This window comes from Massilia niastensis DSM 21313 (assembly GCF_000382345.1).
Lineage (GTDB): Bacteria > Pseudomonadota > Gammaproteobacteria > Burkholderiales > Burkholderiaceae_D > Telluria > Telluria niastensis.
In genome coordinates, this window is record NZ_KB908089.1 from 103,165 (window position 1) to 118,446 (window position 15,282).

A 15,282-nucleotide genomic window follows, 5' to 3' on the forward strand; every position below is an offset into this window, starting at 1 on the left:
CGGGCACAATGGACACATTGGCACTTATGGGACAAGCATGGCGACCATCCGCCTTTCCGGACCCGCCGACGTCGCGGCGCTGGCCGACATCTGGCGCCGCAGCGTGCGCGCCACCCACGGCTTCCTGTCCGAGCGCGACTTCGTGGCGATCGAGCGCATCGTGCAGCAGGATTACCTGCCGCAGGCGCCGCTGTGGGTGTTCCTGGCCGATGGCCGTCCGGCCGGCTTCATGGGCCTGAGCGGCTCGCACGTGGATGCGCTGTTCGTCGATCCCGCGCTGCGCGGGAAGGGCATCGGGCGCGCCATGCTGGCCCACGCGGCCGCCATCGCCGGCGCCCTGAGCGTGGACGTCAACGAGCAGAACGCCCCGGCGGTGGCCTTCTACGAGCGCATGGGCTTCCGCTGCGTCGGGCGCTCGCCCCTCGACGATGCGGGCCGTCCGTATCCGCTGCTGCACATGCGCCAGCAGTAAGACCTGCATTTCCCCGGCCGCAACACGGCTGTTGTCCTTGACCGAACATGATGTCACTTCGACCTATCCATGCCGCGGGCGCGCTTGCCCTCGGCCTCCTTGCGGCCGGCTGCGTCTCCACGCCCGGGGCGCCGGCTGACGAACCGGCCTTCGTGGTGCTGGGCGAACAGGGCCGGGCCAGCGCGCGCCTGCTGACCCGCGCCGCGGCCTGCCCCGAGATCGTGCTGGACGGACGCGCGACGCCGATGCGCGTGCGGGTGCCGTACGGCGCGATTCCGCTGCGCCCGGGTGCGCCGGCCGCCCTGGCGCAGGCGCCGGGCGGCGCCGTGCTGGCCTGCGAAGCGGACTTGCCGCCAGGCGCCGCCTCGGCCTCGGTGCGCGGCCAGCCGCTGCCGCTGCCGCGCCGGGAAGCGCGCCGCATCGTGGTCATCGGCGACACCGGCTGCCGCCTGAAGCAACCACATTTCCAGGACTGCGAGGACCCGGATGCCTATCCGTTCGCCCAGGTGGCAGCGGCGGCCGCCGCCTGGAAGCCGGACCTGGTGGTCCACGTCGGCGACTACCACTACCGCGAGGATCCGTGTCCCGCCGAACGGCCGGGTTGCGCCGGTTCGCCCTGGGGCTATGGCTGGGACGCCTGGCGCGCCGACCTGTTCGCCCCCGGCGCGGCGCTGCTGCGCGCGGCGCCCTGGGTGATGACGCGCGGGAACCATGAATCCTGCGCACGCGCAGGGCAGGGCTACTGGCGCTACCTCGACCCGCGCCCCTACGTACCGGGCCGCGACTGCGACCTGCCATCCCGGGACCGGACCGGCGACCATGGCGACCCGTACGCGGTGCCGCTGGGCGGAGACGCCCAGCTGATCGTGTTCGACACCGCCAACACCAGCTGGCGCGGCCTGCCGCCGCAGGATCCGCGGCGCGCCATCTACGGCGACGCCTGGCGCAGGATCGACCTCCTGAGCCGCGATGCGCGCTACAACATCGGCGTCGCCCACCATCCGCTGCTCGCGCTGGGCGCCAACCGCGATCCGCAGACCGGCGCCGTGACCCTGTTCGGCGGCGACCGCGGCCTGCTGGACGCCTTCGGCGACCACGATCCGCACTACCTGCCGTCCGGCCTGAGCATGCTGCTGTCGGGCCACGTCCACCTGTGGGAGCAGGTGAGCTTCTCGAGCCCGCATCCGACCCAGTTCGTCAGCGGCTTCTCTGGCACGGCCGAGGACACCGCGCCGCTGCCGGACGCGATCCCGCCGGGACCAGCCCGGCGCCCGGCGCGGTGGTCGAGCACTTCAGTTCCTGGGTCGACGGTTTCGGCTTCATGACCCTGGAACGCAGCGGCCCGGAGCGCTGGGAGGTGACGGTCCGGGATCGCTACGGCGAGCGCCGCAACCGCTGCTTCGTGGAGGGAAAACGCTCGCGCTGCGAGCTGGCAAAAGTGCATTGACAGTCAATACATTCGGACAAATGTGATTGCCACCGATGTATTTTTCGGGCAGTATAGCTGAGTTGCGCACATCCTGGCGCACGATCAGCGATGAGGCGGTTCAGCCGTTTCTTTTCATCCCCCCGCCTGTGTCGGGGGGATTTTTTCGGTGCCGCGGCCCTGCCTGCCGCGGCTGGCGCACTCCCTGCGCCTGCCGGCCCACCGCGCCTGTGCGGCTATCCGCCGCCCTCGAGCGCGCCCCCACCGGAGGATCCATGAGCGAATTACTTTCCCTGACTTATGCGCTGGCCTGGCCGCTTGCGCTTGCCCTGGCCTGGATGGCCGGCGAACTGCTGTACCGCTGGGCGAACCTGCCCCGGATCGCCGTCTACGGACTGTGTGGCTTCGTCTTCGGCAACCTGGCCGCCGGCTACCTGCCGCCGGCCCAGGCCGACAATTTCATGATGCTTGCCAACCTGGGCTTCGGCCTGATGCTGTTCGAACTGGGCTACCGCATCAACCTGCGCTGGCTGCGCGCCAACCCCTGGATGGTCGCCACCTCGGTGCTCGAGGCGGGCCTGACCTGGGGCGCCGTGTATGCCGTGGCCCGCGTCTGCAATACCGATCCGCTCTCGGCCTGCCTGCTGGCGGCGCTCGCGATGGCGACTTCTCCGGCCGGCCTGATCCGCGTGATCAACGAGCAGGGCGGCGGCGGCCAGGTCACCGAGCGCGCCATGCACCTGGCGGCGCTGAACTGCGTGCTGGCGGTATTCGTGTTCAACGTCACGGTCGGCATCGGCGTGTTCCAGACCTCGGGCGACATCGTCCACGCCGGCTGGACCAGCCTGGTCGTGCTGGTGGTGTCGGGCGGCCTGGGCGCCTTGCTGGGCGTGCTGGTGCCGCTGTGGCAACGCCGCATCGGCAGCACCAGCGGCGACGCCACGCTGACCTTCGCGGTGGCCGTGTTCTTCCTGGTGGCGGTCACCCACGTGCTGATGCTGTCGCCGGTGCTGGCCGCGCTCACCTTCGGCCTGGTGGCGCGCCACCGCCGCATCACGCTCAGCCCCGCGCAGCGCAATTTCGGCGCGCTGGGCGACCTGCTGGCGGTGCTGTTGTTCTTCTTTGTCGCGACCCGCATCGACTGGGCGCCGACCGCCGACGGGATCGCGCTCGGCCTGCTGCTGGTGCTGGTGCGCGCCCTGGTCAAGGTGGGCGTCTGCACCGCGACCGCGCGGGTCTCGGGCATCAGTGCGCGCAAGGGCGCCCTGACCGGGGTGGCGATGATGCCGATGGCCGTGTTCGCGATCCTGCTGCTGGAGCAGACCCGCCGCCTGGGCATCGACCTGTTCGACAGCCTGGCGCCGCTGGCGGCGATGACCCTGCTGCTGGAAGTGCTGGCGCCGATCCTGACCCAGCACGCCCTGAGCGGAGCGCGCGAATCGCACTTCAAGAAAGAAAAAGAAAAGGGGGTGAGCCATGTCGCTGCCTGAATTCACCAAATCGGAATCCCTGACCATGGGTGTGGAGCTCGAGCTCCAGCTGGTCAATCTGTCCGACTTCGACCTCGCGCCGGCCTCGCCGGACATGCTCGAGCTGCTCGGCCGTGCGCCTTTCCCGGGTAACGTCACGCCCGAGATCACCGAAAGCATGATCGAGATTAACAGCAGCATCCACCGCGAGCACGGCACCCTGGTGGACGAACTGCGCGTCATCCGCGACACCCTGCTGCGCGCCGGCGACCGCCTGAACGTCGGGCTGTGCGGCGGCGGCACCCACCCGTTCCAGCAATGGTCGCAGCGCCGCATCTATGAAAAGCCGCGCTTCCGCGAAGTGTCGGCGCTGTACGGCTACCTGGCCAAGCAGTTCACCGTGTTCGGCCAGCACGTGCACATCGGCTGCTCGTCCGGCGACCAGGCGCTGTTCCTGCTGCATGCGCTGAACCGCTACATTCCGCACTTCATCGCGCTGTCGGCGTCCTCTCCCTTCCTGCAGGGCAGCGACACCCAGTTCCAGTCGGCGCGCCTGAACTCCGTGTTCGCCTTCCCGCTGTCGGGCCGGGCGCCGTTCCTCCTCAGCTGGGACGCCTTCGAGCGCGACTACTTCGCGCGCATGGAAGATACCGGCATCGTGCGCAGCATGAAGGACTTCTACTGGGACCTGCGGCCGAAGCCGGAATACGGCACGATCGAGCTGCGCGTGTGCGACACGCCGCTGAGCGTCGAGCATGCGGCGGCGCTGGCCTGCTACCTGCAGGCCCTGTGCAGCTACCTGCTGGAGGGGAACGAGCCGGCGCCGAAGGAAGACGACTACCTGGTCTACAACTACAACCGCTTCCAGGCCTGCCGCTTCGGGCTGGATGGCTCGATCGTGCTGCCGCAGGAGCACGAGGCGGTGTCGCTGCGCGACGACATCCGCGGCACGCTCGGGCGCATCGAAGCGCATGCGGCGCGCCTGGGTTCGACGGAGGCGCTGGCCGGCCTGCGCGCCATGCTGGAGACCGGCGGCGACGCCGCACAGCTGCGCCGCACGCATGAAGAGCAGGGCAGCGTGGAGTCGATGGTGGACTTTGCGCTGGGCAGCTTCCGCAACGGCTACGAGCGCTAGGCTGTTGCTTTACAATGGCGCCTTCCTGCTGATCTCATCCAATCTACTCCATGCACATCTGGGTCGACGCCGACGCCTGTCCCGCCGTCATCAAGGACATCCTGTTCCGGGTGGCCGAACGCCTGCAGCTCCAGGTCACGCTGGTCGCCAACCAGCTGATGCGCGTGCCGGGCTCGCGCTTCATCCGCGCGCTCCAGGTCCCGGCGGGCGCTGACGCGGCCGACGCCGAGATCGTCGAGCGCGTCAGTCCCGGCGACATCGTCGTGACCGGCGACATTCCGCTGGCCGCCCTGGTGCTGGAAAAGGGCGGCTTGCCGCTCAATCCGCGCGGCGAGTGGTACACCAGGGACACCATTGCCCAGCAACTGACGATGCGGGCCTTCATGGAAGAGCTGCGCGGCAGCGGCGTCGACACCGGCGGCCCGCCCGCATTCAGCCAGGCCGACCGCCAGAACTTCGCCAACGCGCTCGACCGCGAACTCGCGCGGAGCCGGAACGGGGCAGGTTCGCGCTAGGCACGGCTTCTCGACAGCCATAGCAAAATCCCCTCACACCGCTCCAGTAAACAAATAGGGTCAGAGTCAAATTATCGGGAAATTCCCCAACATTTCCCTTAATTGAACTCTGACCCTATTTGTTTTTGACGGCTTTCTCCGAATCAAAATTAGGGTCAGAGTCAAATTGTTTGACAACTTTGCCTTGTTTCCCAATAAATCGACTCTGACCCTGATTATTTAGGGCGAGCAGAGCAGGCGATATGCTTGCATTGAGGAATTTTGACGGCCGTTTTACTACGGAAAGCCCTAAGTTATGTCCAAATGCGCAAGAAAATAATGAGGGTCAGAGTCGATTTAATGGGAAATATCGCAGAGTTGTCAAACAATTCGACTCTGACCCTAATTATCGGTGGGATTGGTGTAATGAAAAAAAATAGGGTCAGAGTCGCATTATTGGAAATTCTGGGGAATTTCCCGGCAATTCGACTCTGACCCTGTTTATTTAATGGCCCAGCAATCGAGGATGTGGGCTTTCATGGAAGCGTTGCGGCGGCGGATGTCATCCGGTCGCGCCACCCATTCGCGCGCGGAATCTTTCAGCTATCGAAGGTTCGGTTCGAGCATATTGTGCCTGCGCATAAGTCTTATTGGGAATCACAATTCCAGTGAGTAGGAGAAATACTGATCGTCGCGTACCCAACCAGCCGATGCATAGAGCGCCTGGGCCGTCGAGTTGATCCGGGCCGTGGACAAGGACAGACGGGGCACGCCCTGTTCGCGTCCGAATGCCGCTGCCGCCTCGAGCAAGTGGCGGCCGACCGATGCGCGTCGGGCGAAGGGCGCTACGAACAGATCGTTGAGGATATAGATCCGCCGCGCCGAGACGGACGAAAAGGATGGATACAGCTGCGTAAAGCCGGCGGCGTTTCCATCCGTATCGAGCGCCAGCAGAACCGTCGACTCGCCGTTCTGGAGACGTTCGCGCAGGAACTGCTCCGCCAACCGGAGATCGTCCGGCTTGCCGTAGAACTGGCGGTAGGCATTGAACAGCGGCGCGACGAGCGCGACATCGGCCACGCTGGCTTGACGAATCGTGATCACATTCATCCTTCAAGGTTGAGAGTAGGGAAGACGGTATTGTATGGAAAATTCTTCCAGGAACGCCGGAACTGGCTTGACCAGGTAGCCCTGTCGAAGCAAAAACTCCAACAGTTGCGAGGAGCACCGCCGAATGAGGTCGAAGCGGATTTCCGGAAAGCCGCCTGCCGATGCGCGGCCTCCATCGTGATGAACCACTGCACCGGGCTGATCTTGCAGTCCTGCGTGGGCCGGGGCGGAACGTTGTGTCCCATGCGAGTCGAATCAAGCGATGGTCATGCGCTCTACAGCTGCGCCAGCGGCACCTTCGCGTTCTCCTCGTCGGCCCCGAGTTCCCCGATCAGGCGCGCCAGGTCCTGTTCCATCCGCAGCAGGGTCGCGTCGTCCAGGCCGGCCAGCGCTTCCGGCAACACCCCGGCAAACGGCAGCGGGGCGCGCCGCAGCAGTTCCTGCCCCGGCGGCAGCACGCGCAGCGCGATGCTGCGCCGGTCCGCGCCGTCCCGGGCGCCGGCCACGAAGCCGCGCTCGCACAAGGTCCGCACCAGGTTGCTGGCGGTGGACTGGTGGATATCCAGCTCGCGCGCCAGGCCGGTTGCGCCTATGCCCGGCTGACGCTCGATCACCGACAGCGCCCATAGCTGGGCGCCGCCCAGTCCGGCTTCGCGCTCGACCTGGCGGAAATGGGATTTGACGGCATTGAAGACTACGCGGAACTGGCGCAGGACCCGGATCGAAGGTACATCGGCGGGCGAAAAAGAGGGGGCATCGGCTTGCATCGCGTGATCATAATGCATCGCGCTCCGGCGTGGTTGCTTTTCCGTAACGTCCCACCGAGCCGTACCGTTCTTTGCTAGCATCGGTTAATGCGAAGCCTGCCAGCCATCGGGTCTATCCAGAGGGCACGCGACCTGTCGCGCGCCGCGGTGGCGACTTGCCTGCTGTGTTTGGCCATTACCGTGGTGTTGTGTGCCGGCATGCGACACATCGAAACCCAGCGCATGAGCGCCGAATTCAACCAGCGCTCGGGCATGCGGGTGGCGGCGGTCACCCGCGCGTTCAACGACGCGACCGGCGCGGTGCGCGCGGTCAACCTGCTGTTCCAGGCCTCGACCGAGGTCAGCCATGAAGACTTCGACACCTTCACCCAGCCGCTGGTGCGCCAGCACGGCTACCTGCAGGCGCTGGTGTTCCAGCGCATGGTCACCGCGCCCGAGCGGGCCGCCTTCGAGGCCGACCGCGCGCGCACCTGGCCCGGCTTCGAGATCAAGCAGCGCGGCCCCGGCGGCCTGGTGCGGGCGGGAGACCGCCTGCGCTACCTGGTCAACGACTTCGTGGTGCCGATCGTCGGCAACGAAATCGCCTATGGCTACGACTCCCTGTCGAATCCCGACCAGCGGGCCTACATCCTGCGCGCCATCGACACCGGCGAGCCGACCTCCAGCCCCCTGATCGACCTGCTGCAGGGCGACGGCACGCGGCGCGGGGTGGTGATCGTGCAGCCCGTGTACCGCACGGGGGCCAGCCTGGTCGACGTCGCGGCGCGGCGCCGCTCCGTGATCGGCAGCACCGAGGTCGTGATCGACGTCGCCCTGCTGGTCGGCGGCAGCCTGCAGAACGTCCGCCTGCTGGACGACAAGTCCTTCGGGCTGACGCTCAGCGGCCAGCGCACCGACGGCGCCGTGGTGCCGGTCTACCAGGCCGGCAACTTCGCCGGCGAGCGCACCTGGCTGCACGAAACCGTCTTCGGCGCGCCGCTGCGCTATGTCGAGAGCTTCACCGTGGCCGGCAAGCAGTGGGAAGTCGAGGTACAGCAGGAAGCCTACGGCATCGTCCGCAGCCTGGCCGAGCTGGCGGTGTTCGCGCTCGGCGTGGTGCTCAGCTTCTCGATCGCGGGACTGGTCCAGCAGCGCAGCGTGCGCACCCGGCGCATCGAGGCCCTGGTCGAGCAGCGCACCGCCGCGCTCGAACAGGCCAGCAGCGCGCTGCGCCTGTTCGAACGCGCCATCGAGGCCAGCGCGAATCCCATCCTGATCATCAACGCCCTGCGCCCGCACTACCCGATCGAGTATGTGAATCCCGCCTGCGAGCGCACCTACGGCTACAAGGAAGAAGAGCTGGCCGGGCGTCCGCTCGAGACCTTCGCCGACGAGGAGGCCAACCAGCCGGCGCTGCAGGAACTGCGCGGCGCGCTGCGGGAGCGGCGCGAGGGCCATGCGATGCTGCGCCAGTTCACCCGCGAAGGCGCGGAACTGATGTGCGACATCTACATCGCCCCGGTGCGGCGCGCGGACGGCGTGACCGAGCACTTCGTGGTCTCGATCTACGACATCACCACCGCCAAGCACTACGAGGCGGAGCTCGAGCACCGCGCCCAGTACGACACCCTGACCGGGCTGGCCAACCGGGTGCTGCTGGCCGACCGCCTGGAGCGCGCGATCGCGATCGCGCGCGAGAATCCGGTGTGGGCGGTGTCGCTCGACCTCGACCACTTCAAGCTGATCAACGATACGCTGGGCCGCAGGGAAGGGGACCGGGCGCTGTGCGAGATCGCCAGCCGCATCGCCCGCACGATGCGCCAGACCGACACCGCGGCGCGCGTCGGCGGCGACAATTTCATGCTGGTGCTGTGCGGCTGCACCGACGAACGCCAGGCCGCCGCGCGCCTGCAGGAGGTGCGCGAGGCGGTGTCCGAGCCGCTCGCCCTCGACAAGCAGGTGCTGGTGATGACCTGCACCGCGGGCATCGCCGGCTATCCGGTCGACGGCGCCGACGCCGAGACCCTGGTCAAGCACTCCGAGATCGCCATGTACCGCGCCAAGGAGATCGGCCGCAACGGGCTCCAGTTCTACGCCCCCCACATGAATGCGCACGCGACCGATCGCCTGGCCCTCGAGGGCGCGCTGCGCCACGCGCTGCGCGACGACCAGTTCGAGCTGTATTTCCAGCCCCAGATCGACCTGGCCAGCGGCTTCGTGGTCGGCACCGAGGCCCTGATCCGCTGGCGCCATCCGCAGCTCGGCACCGTGCGGCCCGACCGCTTCATCGCGCTGGCCGAGGAAACCGGGCTGATCGTGCCGATCGGCGCCTGGGCGCTGCGCACCGCCTGCCGCCAGAACGAGCGCTGGCGGCATGACGGCGTGGGCCCGCTGCGGGTGGCGGTCAACCTGTCGGCGCGCCAGTTCGCCGAGCCCGACCTGGTCGAGACGGTCGCGCGGGCGCTGCACGACACCGGACTGCCGGCCGACATGCTGGAGATCGAACTTACCGAAAGCATGATGATGGCCGACGTCGAAGCCGCCATCGAGACCATGCGCTGCCTGAAGCGCATGGGCGTCAAGCTCTCGATCGACGATTTCGGGACCGGCTACTCCAGCCTCTCGTACCTGAAACGGCTGCCGGTCGACGTCCTGAAGATCGACCGCTCCTTCGTGCACGACATCGTCAGCAGCGCCGACAGCGCGGCCATGGTCGACGCCATCATCTCGCTGGCGCACGGACTGCGCATGCAGGTGATCGCCGAGGGCGTGGAAACGCTGGAGCAGCTCGATTACCTGCGCAACTGCGGCTGCGACGAAGTGCAGGGCCATATCTTCAGCCAGCCGCAGCCGGTGGCGATCGTCGAGGCCCTGCTGCGCGCCGGGCGCTTCCAGCCGGCCCCTGTCGACGTGTGAGCGGCCTGCCGTGCCCTTGGATCCTGCACGTGTCAGCTATACTTGCTGCATGACGTATCATCTTGCAGGCAAGGACATTCAGTGGAACAGGAAGAAAAGACAGACAACCCGGTAACCCGCCAGGGCAAGCGCCTGGTCCAGGGCGCGACACGCACCGCCCAGGCCGGATATGCGCGCGCCCGCGCCCGCCTTCGCGACCGGCCGCTGCCCGTGCAGCTCGCCCTGGTCGGGCTATGGTCGCTGGCCGCCTTCCTGATGGCCTTCCTGGTCTACCTGGTCGCGCTGATCCCGCTCACGCCCGGCATCTCCGACCTGCACCAGGCGCGCGCCGCGCGGCCGACCAAGATCCTGTCCGCCGACGGCAGGGAACTCGGCACCTTCGAACGGGGCCTGCAGGAGCGCGTCAAGCTGTCGCAGGTCTCGCCGCACGTGATCAAGGCCCTGATCTCGACCGAGGACCACCGCTTCTACGAGCACCACGGGGTCGACTTCACCCGCATCGCCGGCGCGCTGCTGGCCACGCTGAAGGGCGATTCGCAGGGCGGATCGACCATCACGCAGCAGCTCGCGCGCAACATGTTCCCCGAGGAGATCGGCCGCGCGCGCAGCATCAACCGCAAGATGAAGGAACTGATCACCGCCATCAAGATCGAGAACACCTACAGCAAGACCGAGATCCTCGAGGCCTACCTGAACACGGTGCCCTTCCTGTACAACGCCTACGGCATCGAGATGGCGGCGCGCACCTATTTCGGCAAGCCGGCCCTGCGCCTCGACGTGCTGGAAGCGGCCACCCTGGTCGGCATGCTGAAGGGGACCAACTACTACAACCCGGTCACCAATCCGGAACGCTCGCTCACGCGCCGCAACGTGGTGCTGTCCCAGATGCGCAAGCACGGCGCCTTCAGCGACGCGCGCTACCGCCAGCTGGCCAAGCGCCCGCTGCGGGTGCGCTTCGCGCGCCTGGCCGACCGCAGCGGCCGCGACAACCATTTCACCGCCCACGTGCGCAAGTGGCTGCTCGAGTGGGCCGACGAGAACGACTACGACCTCCAGCTCGACGGGCTGCAGGTCGAAACCACGCTCGACCTGGCGCTGCAGGAAGCGGCCGAGCGCGCCGTCGAGCGCCAGGCCAACGCCCTGCAGGCGATCGCCGACGTCGAATGGGGTTCGCCCAGCCTGATGCGCTCGACCTCGACCGGCATGTACATGCAGATGCGCGACGAGGTCAAGCCCTTCTCCTACTACTGGAGCTCGCACGGGCGCACCCTCGACGCCTTCGTGCGCGAGAGCGGGGAATACCGGCGCGCGGTCGAGGATGGCGAGGCGCCGGCCGCCGCGCTCAAGCGCCTGAAGGCCGACCGCGGCTTCATGAACACGCTCAAGACCGCCAAGTCGCGCCTGGAGGCGGGCTTCGTCGCCATCGATCCGGCCAGCGGCGAGGTCAAGGCCTGGGTCGGCAGCCGCGATTTCGAGCGCGACCAGTTCGACCACGTGGCCCAGGCCGCGCGCCAGCCCGGCTCCACCTTCAAGCCCATCGTCTACGCCGCCGCGCTGGAACGCGGCATCTCGCCCGACAAGACCTACCGCGACGCGGTGCAGGATATCCGCGCCGCCGACGGCAGCGTGTGGCGCCCGACTGACATGTCGGGCAACAGCGGGCGCTCGATGACCCTGAGCGACGGCCTGGTGTACTCGAAGAACACCATCACCGCCCAGGTGATGCAGGATGTCGGCCTGTCGCCGATCGTGCGCCTGGCCGAGGGCATGGGCATCCGCCAGAGCAAGCTGTCCGCGGTGCCCTCGCTGGCCCTCGGCACCAGCCCGGTCACGCTGCTGGAGATGGTCAGCACCTATTCCACCATCGCGGCCGAGGGCGAATACCGCAAGCCGGTGTTCGTGCGCCGCATCCTCGACCGCGACGGCGGGGTCGTGGCCGACTTCTCGACCGCCGTGCCCGAGCGCGCGCTGTCGCAGGAATCGGCGCTGGCCCTGATCGACATGATGCGCGGCGTGGTCAACCGCGGCACCGGCGGCGGGGTGCGCTACCGCTTCGGCATCCAGGGCGACGTGGCCGGCAAGACCGGCACCACCCAGAACAACACCGATGGCTGGTTCATCCTGATGCATCCCAACCTGGTGGCCGGCGCCTGGGTCGGCTTCAACGACAACCGCGTGACGATCCGCAGCTCCTACTGGGGCCAGGGCGGCCACAACGCCGCGCTGCTGGTGGGCGACTTCTTCCGCGCCGCGCTCGACAGCGGCCGGCTCGACGGCAGCGCGCTGCTGCCGGGCGGCCGCAGGCCGGAGCCGCGCCGCTACGAAGAACCGGAGCAGGAGATCGAGGAACTGCCGGGCGACCTGCCGGTCGAGGTGCAGACCATCGAGGAAGAGATCGAGCCCGCCGAGGTCGAAACCGAGACCGAGGTCGAGGTCGAGGAAGCGCCGGAACCCGAGCCGGTCGAAGCGATGCCGGCGCCATACCAGCAGCCCGAGGGCTCGCCGGTCTACTAGGACTGCACGTCAGGGAAGGGCGGCGCTGGCCGGTTCGGCGCGCAGCAGCGGGTAGGGATTGAGCGCGCCACCCGCCTCGTACACGCCATAGTGCAGGTGGGGCGGGGTGCCGGCCGCATTGCCCGTATTGCCGACATAGCCGAGCACCCGGCCCGTCTCGACCCGCATCCCGGCCGTCACGTCCGCATGGCGGTCGAGGTGGGCGTAGTAGTGCCGCTGCCCGGCGGGACCCAGCACCCAGACCACCTGGCCGCCCAGGCGGTTGGCGCCGACCCGCAGCACGATGCCTTCGGTGGCCGAGCGCACCGGCGTCCCGCGTCTGGCGAAGATATCGATTCCCTCGTGCTTGCGGCCCGCGCCGCGGGCCGCGTGCCAGGTGTCGCGCAGGGCCCCGGGACGCACGCCTTCCACCGGCATGGCCAGCGCCGTCGGCGCCGGCATCGAGGCCAGCCGCATCGCATACAGCATGTGCTTCAGCCAGGGCTCGATGAGCGCATACCCCGCGATCAGGATCACGGCGAGCAGCAAGCTTTTAAGGATACGCATGGCAGGTCCGACGGTGGCGATGCCTCCCACGTATGGGCGGCCGGGCGGATTTACCAGCCGTGCCGCGTCAGGCCGTGTTGGCCGGCGCATTACCGGCAATGGCGTCGGCGCCGGAATGCTCGTGCGGCTGCGGCGGGGCGGGCGCGGCGCGCAGCGGGAAGCTCACGGTGAAGGTGCTGCCGTGGCCGCGGCCTTCGCTGTGCACCTGGACCGTGCCGCCATGCAGGGCGGACAGCTGCTTGACGAGCGCCAGGCCGAGACCGAGGCCGCCCTGGGCGCGGTCGATGCTGGTCGGGCCCTGGACCAGCACGTCGAAGATCATCGGCTGCAGCTCGGGCTCGATGCCGATTCCCGAGTCGCTCACCTCGAGCACGGCGTGCCCGCCCAGCGGGCGCACCCGCACGCCGATGCGCCCGCCGGCCGGCGTGTACTTGATCGCGTTGTGCAGCATGTTGTCGATGATCTGCTCGAGCCGGGTGCGGTCGCCGTCGACCCAGGCGTCCTCGATCTCGACCTGCCAGCCATGGTTGCCGGCGTCGACCAGGGCCTTGGCGTCGCTGCAGGTGCGCAGCACCTCGGCCAGGTTGACCGGCGCGCGCTGCAGCACGATCTTGCCCGACAGGATGCGCTGGACGTCGAGCAGGTCGTCGACGATGCGGGTCAGGTGGCGCATCTGGCGCCGGCTGATCGCGCGCGCGTTGGACGCCATCTCCGGCTTCAGTCCCGGCATGTCCAGCACCGCCATGGCGCCCGCGATCGCCGCCAGCGGGTTGCGCAGTTCGTGGCCCAGCATGGCCAGGAAGTTGTCCTTGGCGCTGCTCTGGGCTTCGGCCATGCGGCGCGCATGTTGTTCGCTCAGCAGCAGCTGCTCGCGCTCTTCCTGCAGTCCCTGGCGCACCGCGCTTTCGCGGGCCAGCGCCTCGCTGGACTGGTGCAGGCTGGAGAGCAGGGCGTCGACTTCCTCGACCCGGGTCGGGGCCGGCGGCGGCATCGCCTGGTGGGTCAGCGCGCGGGCCGCGGCGGCGGCATGGCGCAGCGCCGTCTCGACCTTGTTGCCGAGGAAGACAGCGACGCCGATCGCCAGGCCCATCACGAGCATCAGCGCCATCGCGGCGTACAGGGTGGCGGTGCGGGCGGCCGCCTCGATCTCGTCGACCGGCACGCCGATCACCACGGTCCAGTTGCTGGTCTTCGAGCGCGTGAAGACGCCGTAGATCTCGGCGCCGTCATGGGTAGTGTGGCGGAACACACCACTGTTGCTGGCGCGGGTCGCGGCCAGGAAATCGGGCCGCATCGGCTTGCCGACCATGCTGTGGGCGTGGCGGTTGCGCGCCAGGGTGACCCCGGTGCTGTCGAAGATGCCGACCACCCAGTCGCGCCCGAGGGCGTCGTGGTTCAGGATGCGCTCGAAATAGCGCACGTCGAAGATCTGGCTGACGATGTAGTGCTTGCCCGCGCCGACGGCGGCCGGCACGTCGACCGAGACCGTCGGACGTCCGGACAGGCTGCCGATGAAGTAGCCCGAGACACGCGTGCCGCGCTCCGGCGACACCTGCGCGGCCCAGGCGCCGCGCTTGGCGGGCAGCGGGGTGCCGAAGGGGACCAGGGTATTGAACAGGCCTTCGCCTTCGCTGCTCGCCAGGATGGTCCACGACCAGGGGCTGCCGGCGTTGAGCGAACTGGCCCAGCGGTGCACGCGCGGGAAGTCGCCCTGGCGCAGGCCTTCCGAATGCGCGATGCTGCGCAGCGCGGACTCGGCCGACGCGATCTCGCGGTCGAGCTGGAAGGCGGTGGCGCGCGCCATCTCCTTGACGCTGTTGATACGCGACGCGCGCTCCCAGTCCAGCAGCATGGACAGCCCGATCCAGAAGGCGATCGCCACTGGCAGCAGGATGGCGGCGGCCATCAGGAACAGGTAGGTGCGGGTCTTCATCCGTCGTAATGCGCAATGTCGGTCCATGCCAATGTCTGGGTGCGCCGGGCTGAACCGCAAGCGGAGGAACCCATACGCAGTATCCGCATTGTAACGAGATAAACATTTTCTTGGCAGATATTTTGTGCGCAATTTAACACTTGGGCTGACCAGTGCCGGGTGGCGGATCCGGCAGGGCGGCGACGGGGACCAGGTGTCACGCGCGGCACGCCGGAGGTGGCTGGAGTGTTCGTCGTTAAGTAGTCTCCGAAAATTTTGAGTTAAACTCAGATCGGAGACTGCTGCAGGAGTCACTGCGATGAAACTGTTAATGTTGTCCGATGCCGAGCGTCGGACGCTGCGGGACATGGGGATTTTCCATCCTCATCCACGGGCTCGTATGCGCGCCCAAGGCATCTTGCGGTTGAGTCAGGGACTGACCCTGCAAGAGACTGCTGACGAGTTCTCGGTGCATTTGAACAGTGTCGAGCAATGGCGCCAGCGTTGGAACAAGCTTGGCCTGGCAGGGCTGTACGAGGGGC

At 67.8% G+C, this 15,282-nt stretch carries 13 protein-coding genes; 9 read left to right on the plus strand and 4 right to left on the minus strand.

Annotated features, from left to right (window positions below):
* Window positions 1-37 precede the first annotated feature (37 nt).
* The 6 genes from H162_RS0110600 (at window position 38) to H162_RS0110620 (ending at window position 5,017) form a co-directional block, all read left to right on the plus strand.
* Window positions 38-472: an acetyltransferase gene (locus H162_RS0110600; protein ID WP_020653440.1), complete on the plus strand. Its 435-nt coding sequence runs from the start codon at window positions 38-40 to the stop codon at window positions 470-472.
* Between the two features lie 47 nt (window positions 473-519).
* Entirely contained in the window at window positions 520-1,797 is a 1,278-nt protein-coding gene (locus tag H162_RS30590) for a metallophosphoesterase family protein (protein WP_229452009.1), read from the plus strand.
* The gene (locus H162_RS35555) at window positions 1,794-1,919 is read left to right on the plus strand and encodes a hypothetical protein (protein WP_020653441.1); all 126 of its coding nucleotides are present in this window, start codon (window positions 1,794-1,796) and stop codon (window positions 1,917-1,919) included. The genes H162_RS30590 and H162_RS35555 overlap by 4 nt, the downstream gene beginning before the upstream one ends.
* 254 nt (window positions 1,920-2,173) lie before the next feature.
* Complete coding sequence (locus H162_RS0110610) at window positions 2,174-3,388, plus strand: cation:proton antiporter (RefSeq protein ID WP_020653442.1); 1,215 nt, start codon at window positions 2,174-2,176, stop codon at window positions 3,386-3,388.
* Window positions 3,375-4,502 carry a YbdK family carboxylate-amine ligase gene (locus H162_RS0110615; RefSeq protein WP_020653443.1) on the plus strand — a complete coding sequence of 376 codons (1,128 nt, stop codon included), beginning with the start codon at window positions 3,375-3,377 and terminating at the stop codon, window positions 4,500-4,502. Before H162_RS0110610 ends, H162_RS0110615 begins: the two co-directional genes overlap by 14 nt.
* Before the next feature lie 50 nt (window positions 4,503-4,552).
* Entirely contained in the window at window positions 4,553-5,017 is a 465-nt protein-coding gene (locus H162_RS0110620; RefSeq protein ID WP_020653444.1) for a YaiI/YqxD family protein, read from the plus strand.
* Between the two features lie 636 nt (window positions 5,018-5,653).
* On the opposite strand, the gene H162_RS0110625 is transcribed toward H162_RS0110620, so the two are convergent.
* Entirely contained in the window at window positions 5,654-6,106 is a 453-nt protein-coding gene (locus tag H162_RS0110625) for a GNAT family N-acetyltransferase (protein ID WP_020653445.1), read from the minus strand.
* Window positions 6,107-6,381: 275 nt separating this feature from the next.
* On the minus strand, window positions 6,382-6,873 hold the full coding sequence (locus tag H162_RS0110630; protein WP_156885548.1) for a MarR family winged helix-turn-helix transcriptional regulator: 492 nt from the start codon (window positions 6,871-6,873) through the stop codon (window positions 6,382-6,384).
* Between the two features lie 198 nt (window positions 6,874-7,071).
* Between H162_RS0110630 and H162_RS0110635 the strand changes: the two genes are divergently transcribed.
* Together H162_RS0110635 and H162_RS0110640 are read left to right on the plus strand one after the other, a co-directional pair.
* Window positions 7,072-9,768 (plus strand): bifunctional diguanylate cyclase/phosphodiesterase, encoded by a 2,697-nt coding sequence (locus H162_RS0110635; protein ID WP_229452011.1) that lies wholly within the window; start codon window positions 7,072-7,074, stop codon window positions 9,766-9,768.
* An 81-nt stretch (window positions 9,769-9,849) separates the two neighbouring features.
* Window positions 9,850-12,282, plus strand: a complete 2,433-nt coding sequence (locus H162_RS0110640) for a penicillin-binding protein 1A (protein ID WP_020653448.1) — start codon at window positions 9,850-9,852, stop codon at window positions 12,280-12,282.
* Window positions 12,283-12,291: 9 nt separating this feature from the next.
* Here the strand turns inward: H162_RS0110640 and H162_RS0110645 are convergent, their stop codons facing one another.
* Both H162_RS0110645 and H162_RS0110650 read right to left on the minus strand, forming a co-directional pair.
* The gene (locus H162_RS0110645; protein ID WP_026354496.1) at window positions 12,292-12,828 is read right to left on the minus strand and encodes a M23 family metallopeptidase; all 537 of its coding nucleotides are present in this window, start codon (window positions 12,826-12,828) and stop codon (window positions 12,292-12,294) included.
* A 67-nt stretch (window positions 12,829-12,895) separates the two neighbouring features.
* Complete coding sequence (locus H162_RS0110650; protein WP_020653450.1) at window positions 12,896-14,761, minus strand: sensor histidine kinase; 1,866 nt, start codon at window positions 14,759-14,761, stop codon at window positions 12,896-12,898.
* A 298-nt stretch (window positions 14,762-15,059) separates the two neighbouring features.
* On the opposite strand from H162_RS0110650, the gene H162_RS0110655 reads away from it, so the two are divergent.
* On the plus strand, window positions 15,060-15,282 hold a 223-nt coding region (locus H162_RS0110655; protein ID WP_020653451.1), incomplete at its 3' end, for a helix-turn-helix domain-containing protein.